General features: G+C 60.3%; 9 protein-coding genes. 3 read left to right on the top strand and 6 right to left on the bottom strand.

Features of this window, described 5'->3' with window-relative positions; all coding sequences use genetic code 11:
• Nucleotides 1–48 precede the first annotated feature (48 nt).
• From GGQ88_RS11050 to GGQ88_RS11025, 6 genes are all read right to left on the bottom strand, one after another.
• Nucleotides 49–1,284 carry an acyl-CoA dehydrogenase family protein gene (locus tag GGQ88_RS11050; protein ID WP_183613211.1) on the bottom strand — a complete coding sequence of 412 codons (1,236 nt, stop codon included), beginning with the start codon at nt 1,282–1,284 and terminating at the stop codon, nt 49–51.
• The gene (locus GGQ88_RS11045; protein WP_183613210.1) at nt 1,281–2,381 is read right to left on the bottom strand and encodes an acyl-CoA dehydrogenase family protein; all 1,101 of its coding nucleotides are present in this window, start codon (nt 2,379–2,381) and stop codon (nt 1,281–1,283) included. Before GGQ88_RS11045 ends, GGQ88_RS11050 begins: the two co-directional genes overlap by 4 nt.
• A 226-nt stretch (nt 2,382–2,607) precedes the next feature.
• The gene (locus tag GGQ88_RS11040) at nt 2,608–4,110 is read right to left on the bottom strand and encodes an acetyl-CoA acetyltransferase (RefSeq protein WP_183613209.1); all 1,503 of its coding nucleotides are present in this window, start codon (nt 4,108–4,110) and stop codon (nt 2,608–2,610) included.
• A 133-nt stretch (nt 4,111–4,243) separates the two neighbouring features.
• A complete protein-coding gene (locus GGQ88_RS11035) occupies nt 4,244–6,649 on the bottom strand; it encodes a TonB-dependent receptor (protein WP_183613208.1) in 2,406 nt (801 codons plus the stop codon).
• Nucleotides 6,650–7,217: 568 nt separating this feature from the next.
• Nucleotides 7,218–8,201, bottom strand: a complete 984-nt coding sequence (locus GGQ88_RS11030; protein ID WP_183613207.1) for an SDR family NAD(P)-dependent oxidoreductase — start codon at nt 8,199–8,201, stop codon at nt 7,218–7,220.
• Complete coding sequence (locus GGQ88_RS11025) at nt 8,198–9,253, bottom strand: hypothetical protein (protein ID WP_183613206.1); 1,056 nt, start codon at nt 9,251–9,253, stop codon at nt 8,198–8,200. Before GGQ88_RS11025 ends, GGQ88_RS11030 begins: the two co-directional genes overlap by 4 nt.
• Before the next feature lie 123 nt (nt 9,254–9,376).
• On the opposite strand from GGQ88_RS11025, the gene GGQ88_RS21295 reads away from it, so the two are divergent.
• The 3 genes from GGQ88_RS21295 to GGQ88_RS11015 all read left to right on the top strand — a co-directional run bounded on the left by GGQ88_RS21295 (nt 9,377) and on the right by GGQ88_RS11015 (nt 11,864).
• Nucleotides 9,377–9,778: a Zn-ribbon domain-containing OB-fold protein gene (locus tag GGQ88_RS21295; protein WP_246385835.1), complete on the top strand. Its 402-nt coding sequence runs from the start codon at nt 9,377–9,379 to the stop codon at nt 9,776–9,778.
• A complete protein-coding gene (locus GGQ88_RS11020; RefSeq protein ID WP_221214618.1) occupies nt 9,778–10,962 on the top strand; it encodes a thiolase family protein in 1,185 nt (394 codons plus the stop codon). The genes GGQ88_RS21295 and GGQ88_RS11020 overlap by 1 nt, the downstream gene beginning before the upstream one ends.
• 86 nt (nt 10,963–11,048) lie before the next feature.
• Nucleotides 11,049–11,864 carry a GntR family transcriptional regulator gene (locus GGQ88_RS11015; RefSeq protein WP_183613205.1) on the top strand — a complete coding sequence of 272 codons (816 nt, stop codon included), beginning with the start codon at nt 11,049–11,051 and terminating at the stop codon, nt 11,862–11,864.
• Nucleotides 11,865–11,885 lie beyond the last annotated feature (21 nt).

Below are 11,885 nucleotides of genomic sequence, written 5' to 3'. Positions count from 1 at the left end.
GCGACAATCAAAATCGGCACTGATTGACGCGCCGCGACAATCACATTCTCATCCTGATTGACGCGCAATTCTCATCTGGTTTGTCGCGCTACACCCAGAAGGTTTCACAGCTTGCGATTCCCGGAACGGAATGTCGCGGTCCCACTCTACTTCACGAGGGAGATTGAGCACGCGTTCGCCAATAATGTTGCGCTGGATCTGGTCGGTTCCGCCACCGATCGAGTTCATGTAGGCGTGAAGCGAACGGTAATTCATGTCTTGCGCGTCGGCAAAGCTTGGATCGTCGAACAGCGCCTGCGCGCCCAATATCTCCCGCATGATCCGTGTATCGTTGTGCAATACACGCGACATGGCGAGCTTCCCGAGCGACATGAGCGGCGAAGCCTCGCCTGACGCTACGGCAGCTTGCGCGCGTTGGCCGTTGTATTCGTTCAGGCGACGCCAGGCGATCGCCTGTGCAATCTCCTGGCGTAGGCTGGCATCACCCAATCGGCCGTGCGCCTTGGCGAGCGTCACCAAATCGACCCGGCTGTCCTGGCTTTGCTTGCTCCTGGCTCGCTCGGCTGAGCCTTCGCCCATGATGAGGCGCTCATAGGCCAGCGCCTTTTGCATGACTTTCCAGCCGTTACCTTCGGTAGACAGCAGATAGGCCGCCGGTACCCGAACATTATCCATGAACACTTCATTGAAGTGACTGTCGCCATTGATCTGATGCAGCGGCCGAACCTCGATCCCCTCCTGCTTCATTGGGCAGACCAGGAAACTGAGACCGGCGTGTTTGGGCACGTCCCAGTCGGTGCGCGCAAGCAGCAATCCAAAAGTGGCGGTGGCAGCGCCGGAAGTCCACACTTTCTGGCCATTGATGACATAGTGGTCATCGGCCAGGTCCGCGCGGGTGCGCACAGCTGCAAGGTCAGAACCTGCGCCGGGCTCGCTGTAAAGCAGGCAATAGGTGAACTCGCCGGTAATCAAACCTTCCAGCAGATCCGTGCGGGCTTGGTCCGTGCCGTATTGCATCACGAGATTGGCACCAATCTGTGACCGGTCCTGCCCGGAACCGGGCGCGCGAACTTTGCGGAACTCGGTCTCCACCAGCTTGCTCTGGTCCGGCGTCAGGCCCAGCCCGCCAAAGGCGGTAGGCCAGCTTGGAACTGCAAAGCCACGCGCGTGGACCATCTGCCGCCAGATAAGAGGCCCGTTGGAATGGGTATCTTGGAACCTAACGGGTTCCCAGTTATCAGCCAGCCAATCGCGGACTTCGGTTATCAGATCCTCGTCAGTCATGCGGTTTTCTCCAGGATCGAGACGAAGCGCTCGCGCGCATGCGCGTTGGAGCCGAGAAACATCTGGTCGTGGCGTGCGCGGCGCAGATAAAGATGGGCGGGATAGTCCCAAGTGAAGCCAATGCCGCCGTGCAGCTGTATGGAATCGCTTGCGATCTTAAGCTGAGCCTCGCTGACGGCGAAGCTGGCCATTGCCACAAGTTCGGCAGAATCGTCGGCGCCCGCCGCCAGTCGTTCTGCTGCGATGCGCGCGCCCGTCAACGCCGATTCCCGCTCGATCAACAGATCAGCCGCCATATGTTTTATCGCTTGGAAGCCACCGACCGGGCGGCCGAACTGGACGCGATTGCGCAGATATTCCACGGTGAAGTCGAAATTGCGCTGCGCCGCACCTGCCTGCCTGCCTGCCAATGCCACGCGGGCGATGTCGAGAGCGTGATCGATCGCCGTTGCATCGGCCCCAACGATTGCTCGCGCTTCCGCCTTGTCGAGGACCAGCTTGGCGAGCGGTTGTGTCATGTCAAAGGTCTTGAGCGGAGTTAGGGCCACACCGGTTCGGTCGGTGACTTCGTACAGCTGGCGACTGGTGCCCGTCCCTGTGACCACGAGCAGAAGGTCTGCCAGCGCGCCATCGCTGACGTAATGCGCCGAGCCCGACAGCAGGCATCCATCTGTCACAACGATCTCGCCATCTGTGGCATCCCACAAGCCCGCAGGACCCGCCAGCGCCACTGTGCCAATGATCTCGCCTGAGGCCAGAGCAGGAAGCAGACGCTGCTTGGCATCATCGTCCTGGCTCCCGACCAACATTGCGGTCGCGAGAACTGCACTAGAGAAAAAAGGGCCAGGAAGTAGCGCGGCACCGGCTTCCTCCATCAAAGTCTCGGCCTCCAGTGCACCTCCGCCAAGGCCGCCGAATGTCTCGGGTATCAGTGTTGCCAGCACTCCAAGGTCCGCCATGGCCCGCCACAGGTCTGGATCATGGGCGGTGTCGGCAGCCATGATTCTGCGCACGTCGGCTTCTGTGCAGCGGTCGGCAAGCAGCCTGGCAAAGCTCTCGCGCATCGCCTGCCGCGCTTCAGGGTCGATCAGCGACATTACACCTCCTATTTCGGACTATATCGTCCGTAAATAGCCGAGGTGGGACGGTCAAGCATGAAATGATTGAGGCCAAGGGGCAAAAGACGTTAGATTGCACCGCTGTAATGGCCACATCGGCCCGCCGTGTTGCAGGTGCGTCAGGAAGCCACCCGGACAGCGGCGCGCGCCGTGCCGGGAAGCTTCATGCGGTAACAACGATGGATCAGATAAACCCGACGATGCTCTAGCAACCGGTGCTCGTCCAGAGCACTAGACCACCATCACCGGCTATCGCCTCCCCGGCGGTGCCCACCGGTTCGTTCTGGCCATTGGTCAGAAAGGCGATTGTCTTCTCATCACTTGCAGGCACTTGGGCAAGGAAGCGTTCGCCAGCCGGTGAACGTCCCACAACCACGCCGAAGCTGGGTTCGCCAACGCGATCATAAATGACGGTGTAGGTCTCTATGGTCCCCGGCCCACAATAGCCGGGCACAAGAGGCGGAACTGGCCCGCGCGCAGCATCGGCCTCGGCTTGGAAGTGGTAGTCCTGGGGGAAAGCCGCTGCAGCGATAGGCGTGCTGCTCAGAACGATGGAATGATTGTGCGTCGCGTATCCGCCGTTCGCAAAGAGGAGGCCTTTGCCGCCCTCGCTGCGCAGTTTCTGAACCATGCCGACGACGGCATGGCTCATGTAATTGCCGATCGGGCCTCCGCCGAAAGTCAGCCCGCCGAAGACCGTTGCTGGCTTGTCGATTGGCCAGTCGAGCACCCGACGCGCCATCTTCGGAACGCATGGAAAACAGCTGTAGAGTTCGACGAAATCGAGTTCGGCCGCTTTGAACTGGTTCAGCTCCAGCGCCTTGTTCAGCGAAACCGCCATGGCCGGTGTACTGGCATAGCCATCACGTGCTAGCGGGTCTTCGGGCTCGTGGGCAGCAGCACCAAGGCCGACAAATACGATCCGTTCTTCTGGCACGCCGCGCCTGCGGGCTTCGGCCAGGCTCGTCACGATGAAGCCCGCGCCTTGGTTGACCGAACTGTTGGCGACCATGAGCTTGTTGTAAGGAAACGCGATCCGCCGATTACCGGCGTTGGGTTCGATGATTTCCTCGGCGCTGACCGGCTTGCGGATCCAGGCGCCCGGATTTTCTTGGGCAGCTTCGGCAAAGCGCGACCATATCGTGCCACTTTCCCGCTGGGCTTCGTCCAGGCTTTGGCCCCAGGCAGCGCGACAGCCATTCTCGTACAAGGGATAGACATCGGTGGGCGTGGCCAAGCCATAGTCGAAGCGGTAGCCTGTTCTTTTGCTTGCTCCGGCTCGGACGATGTTCTGGCGCTCACCGCCCGAGGCTGCGGCTGCTCGGGCTGCAGCGGTGCGCAAGGCTTCGCCACCGACAATGGCCGCGACCGACACTTCGCCCGAAGCGATCCGGTTTGCGGCTTCGTTGAGCAGAATGGTGGGACTGTCACCGCTGGGAATTTCGGTCTGCTCGATGATGCGCGGCGTTGCGCCGACCGCATCTGCGACGAGCGCACCGACTGGGTTGAGCTCCCGGAATGACATCTGGTCCACTATTGCCAGCATGTCAGCATCTGCCAACCAGCCGCCTCCGGCGTCCTGATCCGCGAGCAGCAAGGCGGCTGCCATGAGCTGGGCAGAATCAAGTCCTTCGATCGGATTGGCTGGGCGGTCATTGATCTGGCCTACCCCCACAATCACTGGAATTCGCGATGAAACGTCCGTCATCTTTCAAAATCCTCATCAATCTGGCGTTCAGGGCTGGCGCTCGCGCTGAAAGGCCGGGGCGGATACGAAACCGCCGCCGACTGTTGGTCGGCGGCGGCAGAAAGGCAAAGCGCCTCGATCGTAAGGCAGTGCGTCAGAACTGCTGGGTGACGCTCAAACCGTAAGTCCGAGGTGTGCCCGTAATCGAAACGTTGACGCCCAAGGTGTCCGAAAGGTCCGAACTGGCCGCACGATAGCGCTTGTCAAAGATGTTCTGTGCCCACAGGGCAACCTGCGTGCGCGTGGCGGCGTGATTTGCGGTCAAGCGCGCACCAGCAAGACCAAAGCCGTCTTGGAAGTGATCAGCCGGATCGTTGCGGCTCGCGTCCTCGTACACGTTAAACCGACTGCGATAGGAATAGTTGCCTGAAAGATCGACCTCGGTCGGTCCATCAAGCACGCGAAAGTTGCCGGAGATGCTGCCGCGCCACTTGGACACGCCCTGGAACTTTCTATCCGACAGGTCGCGCGCAGTCGCTCCAACGCCCGTTATATACTTCTTGTACTTCGCGTCCGTGTAGCTGCCAGTCATCACGATGGTGAAATGGCTGATCGGCTGAACGGTGACTTCCGCCTCAAGGCCTTGGATGCGCGCGTTGGCGGCATTCGTTACGCGAGTAACCGGTGCACCGCTTGCATTCACGGTTACAACGCTGCGCTGCAGATCGCTGTAATCCACATAGAAGCCTGCACCGTTGACGCGCAGCTTGCGGTCAAGCAGGTCAGCCTTGAAACCGACTTCGTAATTCTTCGCTTTCTCGGGGAGAAACGGATCATACGAACCCGGTGCAGCTGAACCTGCAGAGATGCCGCCGCCCTTGAAGCCAGTGGAATGGACCGCGTAGAAAAGAAGGTCATCGCTGGGTTTGTATGTCACACGGACGAGATAGGAAAAGTTATCTGCTTCTGCACGGAATCGGCCGAGGCAAGCACCGTTAATCCGGTCTGCAACGGGAACTTGGCATCCACCGGGGTTGAAGCTCCGCGATACTTCCGTTTTTCGGTCATCGGTGTAACGAAGCCCGCCAGTTACGTCCAACTTATCGGTCAGGGAAAATGTCGTCTGGCCGAATACTGACCAACTTTTCGTCCCGAGATCGTTGAGAAGCGTGTTGGGATTGTTAGGGTTGATCGTCGGCAGAGCCCGGGCGAAGTTGTATTCATAGCCAGTCATGCGATAGTAGTAGGCGCCGAGGATGTAATCCAGCCGGTTATCTATCGCCTTGCCGAATGCTTGCAATTCTTGCGAGAAGGTACGGGCGTACTGATGGTTGGGGCTGAACAGAATATTCTGCGGCAAGCCATCAAGATCGCTTTCGACGATGTTGTCCAACCAGCGCAGACCCGTGATCGAACGCAGCGTCACCGCGCCGACATCGGTCGACAGATCGAGCGAAACACCACCGAACTGCACGTCGCTCTTGCCGGGCGAACTGAAAGCGCGGTCAAGGACGTTGGGGGCCTTGCCGGCGCCTTGTTCGGATGCCGCCTGCCCAGGCGCGGCGGCCAGCAAGGCGCCAAACGTCTGCGCAGCGGTAAGACATGCAGGCGAAGTAGAGGTCAGGCGACCGCACCCGCCAGATGCCACCGGCGTGTTGAACAAAAAGAATGGCGTCGTGAAGGCGGCGCCGTTCTTTTGCGCGGCGTACTCGGTTGCAGCAGGACTGTTGGGAAGAATCCCCACCGGCTGCCACGGTGCGCCATTGCCCTTGGCGTGGGTGTAGTCCCCGCGGACAACTGCGGTGACGGCGCCCATTTCCGCCTTCAACGTGCCGCGCGCAACGAAGCTTTCGGCATTGCCGAGCCGCTGGCCCGACCGGAGATCCCGAACAAACCCATCATCATTGGTGTAACCGGCGACGAACCTGGTCGAAAGTCCTTCGGCCAAGGGGATATTGATAACCCCGTTGAGTTCCCGGCGCCCGAAATTGCCGATGCCGGCGTTAACGCGACCTTCGAATTCGTCAGTAGGCTGCGCCGTGGTGATGCTGATCGCGCCGCCAGTGGTATTGCGGCCGTAAAGCGTTCCCTGCGGCCCCTTCAACACTTCGATCTGGGCAACATCCAGAACGTTTCCAGCCGAGAAGCCGCCTTGACCCGGCATATACACGCCGTCGAGGTATACGCCCACGGTGGGCTCGAGCTGCAGAATTCCGCCTGTTGTGGCCTGCCCGCGCAGGTTCAGAATGCTGCCGAAGGCAGGCGAACTTGGCGATGGGTCCAAGCTGAGGCTTGGCGTGAACTTGGCAATGTCCGCAACGCTGCGAACGCCGAGCGTTTCGAGACGTGCGGCGTTGATCGCGGTCACCGCGATCGGCACGCGCTGCAGGTTTTCAGCCCGACGCTGCGCCGTAACGACGATATCCGCCACGCCTTCCTGCGGTTCATCGGCGCTAGCCGACGCCTGTGCTGCGGTGGATCTCGCCGTGCTCTGAGCAAATGCCAAGCCCGGACACGTGGCGACGCCGATCGCACAAGTGGCAAGCAGAAAAGTACGCATTATTTTTCCTCCCCTTCCGAAATTCCGGAATTGCGACCTGCGTCGCATTGTAACCAAAAAATGTGTCCGCCCTCGCTGCAACGCTCGTTGACGGTTATCCGCAGTCGCTTGCAGGCTGGTCGTTTCCAAACCCCTTCAGCGCGAGCAGATGGAGGCTGGTAGCGCATCAACTGATCTCAATCGTCTGCCGCCCGCCTTTGTTCGTCCCGACAGGTTCGCCGCTGCATGTTGACATGTATAACGAGGTGCAATGAGTCAAACAAGGCCCAAATGTAGGGCGGCGGTGTGGAAGCTGAAATTGCCTTGGCGTCCAATTGTTCGGGGACGGCCGCCTGAGGCACGCAAGCGCAGCGTCGGGCTTGTCGGAAACGAGGTAAAGCACTTAAAAAACAAACATATCAAAGGTTTTCCTCGTGCGGCAGTCCCTTGCATGCAGCGCTCCGTTATTCGGCGTCTGCGCGAAGCTAGCATTACACTGGAATCTTCCCGTCATCCCAAATGCTGCGCCATTGAAGTGCTTCCTGCCGCTGCAGCATTCGACGATCTCGGATTATGACTTGTTTAGAGATCAGTTCTCGCACCATAGTGGGATTGGAGCTTCGCATGCGCGTAGCATGGCAACCGACTCGATCCAAAGCCGATGCGCAGATCCGTAGCTCAGAATGGCAGGATCGTGGCCGGTCCACGGATGGCACGAAGCGCTATGTGGGCGGGATAGGGCGCAGTCTTCCAGTATGACGCCGCCCTTGCCGGCGAGTTCAGGTGCGGTCGCGGCCCAGACGGCAGTTGCTGCACCTTGGGCCACGGTTTTTACCAGCGGATCGGGTTTGCCGTCGGTACCAATGAAGCCCATGGCCTGCTTCAGATCGGCACCGTGATAGCGCTGCAACCCGGTAAGGATCGTACCTGGTAGTACTGCACTGGCTGCGATCCGGTCTCTCTCCCAGCGGCGGCTCGCTTCCATTGCAAACAGTATGTTTGCGGTTTTTGATTCTCCGTACGCCGCGAATTCGTCCATCGGCCGCTCGATCCATGCGAGATCGTCGAATCGCACCGGGCGCCCGCGGTGTGCAGCCGAAGTGAGCATGACGATACGCGCGCCTCGTTGGCGGAGAAGCGGGTGGAGCAGGTTTGCCAACAGGAAGTGTCCCAGGTGGTTGCCGGCAAACCGCACGTCGATGCCATTGCCCTGATGACTTTCGGGGGTTTTCGATGCGCCCGCATTTGCAATGAGCAGGTCGAGCGCATCGTGACGTGCGCAGATGGAGTCGGCCGCTCTTGCAACTGAAGCGAAGTCACACAGATCGACCGTTTCGACTTCAACGTGGCGGCCGCTCTGACGCCGCAACGATTCGGCTACGGCGTTCCCCTCTATCCTGTTTCGTACGCCCAGAACGAGGTTGGCGCCGGCTGCGGCAAGTGCTGCCGCTATCTCGACGCCCAGTCCCGACGTCGCCCCGGTGACCAGCGCCAGCTTTCCGGAAAGGTTCGCGGAAGCTGCAACCGCCATTGCTGTGCTCGAACGATCGAAGCGTGCCGCAGGTCTGCTCAAGGTTGAATCCGGTGCTTGGGCAGCGACCGCTCGATCATGCCATAAGTAGTCTCGCCATCCCACTCGTAAAGCACGCCGCCCTGATGGAACGGCAAGCCCACACCGCCATCGTAGGACCAATCCCCAAACAACGGTGTCCCCTGATCGAAAAAGGCTGATTCCCTGACCGTACCCGAAATCCGGATGCGCTCGCCATCGCTGGTTTCGAGCACCACATCCGCGTTTGCTCCGTTCAGATGCAGACGGTTGAGCCACGGCGCTTCGATGACTTTCGCGTAGCGTTTGCGTGCGCCGTCCCACACGAAGGCTTCGTTATAGGCCGAGGTGCCATCGCTGCGGGGCGGAAAGGCGGTCAGCCCGAAGGCCTTGCCGCTCGGGAACAGGGCAGATTGCCAGCAATGCCCGGGGAAGTCGCCGACGTTGCGCACGCCAGTACGCCGGATGCGCAACCCTGGGCCGGTGAACGGCATGCGGTCTTCGCCCTCGATTTCAAGAAAGCCGCTGCAGCGAAACAACTGTTCGTGACGGTGGCCGCCGATCGCGCCGATAGCGCTGGCGGTAGACGTGTCGCCCGCCGCGACAGCCTGCTCGCCAGCAATCCACGGCGGGACAGCCATTACCGCTTCGATCTCCACCCGAACGCGTTTCTCCGGCCCACCCGGATCGTTGCCGATCTGGCGCTGCACCGTCGTGTCGGTCGCCTTGCCGTCGAAGCGCATGGTCCAGCGCCGCAGTGGTTCGATCACCCGGAACGCCAGAGGGCCGGCATCGATTATCTCATGACGAGGCTGGTCGGCGGCAGGGTGAGTTGGGGCGTATCCCCCAGCGCCGTTGAGAATGCGCCCATCCGGAAAGCCAATGTTGGCTTGAATGCCGCGGTTTTCCCATATTTCGGCAACCGCCTCGATGCATACCCGGGGCAAGCCGAAGCGCCCCTGATCGTCCGAAATCCACATCGACACGCTGTCACGCATCTGCGGATTCTCCGGCCTTCGGGCCAGCGGGTAGTCGAGCGAGGCGTCCAAGCCTCCAGTCAAATCGATATTACCCATGCTTCACTCCCCGCGTACTTTCGCAATAAAGTCATTCTAGACCTATCGGTCAAATAATGCCAAGCCCCCAATGCGTTTTGCTCATGCTGCCTGTAAGGGCCTCGGCATGGAGAAAGGACTTCGATGGAACGACCGTATCCAAGGCTGACGCCAGAGAACGCCTTCTTTTGGACTTCGGGGAGCGACGGCACCTTGCGCTTCCTGCGCTGCGCTTCGTGCGGGCATTTTCTGCACCCGCCGTTGCCACGCTGCCCGATTTGCCTTGGCAGCAAGATTGCGAGTGTTGCGGTATCCGGACGCGCAAAAGTCGTGGCCCGCACGATCAACCATCACGCTTGGCACGCCGCGTTTCCGCCACCCTACCTGATCGCCTTGGTTGAAATCGCCGAAGCGCCTTACGTGCGGCTGACCACCCGTATCATCAATTGCGAGCCCGATGAGGTCGAGATTGGCGCACCCGTGCGGGTCGTGTTTGAACGACAAGGGCCAGCCTGGTTGCCTCTGTTCGAGTTGGAGCCGAAGTGATGGACAAGTTCGAAAGCAGGAGCCGCATCACGGGTATAGGGATGTCCCAAGTCGGGCGGCGCCTCGGAGTCGACCCGGTCGGCCTTGCGATTGATGCCTGCATTGCGGCCCTTGCCGACGCAGGGCTTACGCGTCGGGATATAGACGGCCTTGCCTGTCACATGGGCCCCGTATCGTCGGACGGATACAGCGGGGCAGGGATCATCGATGTCGAGGAGGTACTGCGAATACACCCTCGATGGTTCGTGTCTGGCCACGAGATGGCGGGGCACAGCGGTCCACTTTTGCAGGCAGCGCTGGCGATTGCGGCCGGTCTGTGCCGCCATGTCCTTATCTTCCGCTGCACATGGGAGACCACGGCGCTGGCGCGGGCACGCTCGGATCGTGATCCGGCACCGCAAGCCCCATGGGTGGAAGGAGATCATCAATGGCGCCTGCCTTTTGGCGCCTTTTCGCCAGCAAACTGGATCGCGCTTTACGCTGACCGACATTTCAACAAGTACGGAACAACGCGCGAACAGCTGGGTGCAATTGCGCTGAATGCCAGAGCCAATGCGGCGCTCAACGCGTATGCGGTCTACAAGGATCCGCTGACGATGGACGATTATCTGTCGGCGCGAATGATCTCGACGCCGCTCGGGCTCTATGATTGCGACGTGCCTTGCGATGGCGCAGTTGCCATGGTGCTTTCCGCCGCCGACGCCGCCAGGGATACGCGCCGTCCAAATCCGATACGGATTGAAGCGATGGGAGGTCAGACGACCGAACGCTGGAGCTGGGACCAGGATACCATTGATCATGAGCCTTTGATGAAAGGTGCTGCCAGTTCGATGTGGGCGCGTACCGATCTGAAGCCGGCCGACGTCGCAATGGCGCAAATCTACGATGGCTTCACCTTCAACTGTCTCAGCTGGATTGAAACATTGGGGTTCTGTCCGACAGGTGAGGGCGGGCGGTTTGTTGAAGGGGGAACACGGATCGCGTTAGATGGGGAGTTGCCCATCAACACCCACGGCGGACAGCTTTCTGCAGGACGGTTGCAGGGCTATGGTTTTCTGCACGAAGCATGCGTCCAGCTTTGGGGCGAAGCAGGTGATCGACAGGTGCCCGGCGATCCCCAGGTTTCAGTCGTCACAACCGGGGGCGGCGCGCCTGGGGGGGCGATTTTACTGACACAAGGGTGAGCACAGACAAGCTGCCGCCATTGCGCTTGCCAGATCTTGTCCGTAGAGCCAGACCAAATAGTGAAACATGAGGTGATCAACAACCCGTGGCTGAAGATTCCTTCCCCCAGACGGCGAGCGCAAGCAGCTTTACCGGCATATCACTGCAGGTCCTCAAGGCTTCACAGATCGTGGCGAACGATCTCAAAGGTCGGATCGCACGCGGCGAGATCAAGGCGGGGGAATGTCTTCCGCCTGAACCTGAGCTGATGACTCAGTACGACGTATCCCGCCCGACCTTGCGAGAGGCAATCCGCATCCTCGAAACGCAGGGTCTCATCACCACAACCCGAGGGGGTCGCAAGGGTGCGAGGGTACATTACCCTTCGTACGAGCAAGCGGCAGAACAGGCAGCACTGGCGCTGCAGCTCCATGGTGCTTCGCTGTTGGATATAATGCAACTGGCCGCCGCGCTGACGCCAACTGCGGCGCGCCTTGCAGCTGAGCGCAGCCCCAAGCCCGATTTGACGACGGCGTTGCGATATTACGAAGACGTCCCCCGCGGCGCGGGCAACCCGCGCCATGCAACCTTGGCCCTGCACCGGTTAAAGGCCGAGATCTGCGCCATGTCCGGCAACGAGGCGCTGAGGCTGATTGGCGGCATGATGACAATGATCGTCGAGCTTCAGCTGGAAGCCGTACCCAAGACTGCCGAAGATCTGCCCGCCGAGAATCTGGAGCCCTGGCAGAAAACCTACGCCAGAATTGGCGAAGCCTTGCGAGCTATCAAGACGGGCGCGGGTGCCAAGGCGGAACGCTTGCTGCGCCAAAGCCTTGATGAAACCGTCATATACTACCAGCGCATCGTTGCGCCCGATCCGCTTCGATTCGTACCAGACTGGACGCGCCTCACAAACGCGTAAACCCGCGAGCCTGAGGTTTGT

The organism is Novosphingobium hassiacum, assembly GCF_014196055.1.
In the GTDB taxonomy this organism is placed as follows: domain Bacteria; phylum Pseudomonadota; class Alphaproteobacteria; order Sphingomonadales; family Sphingomonadaceae; genus Novosphingobium; species Novosphingobium hassiacum.
The sequence above is the reverse complement of the archived record's forward strand: the minus strand, read 5'-3'. Positions and strand labels throughout refer to the sequence as shown.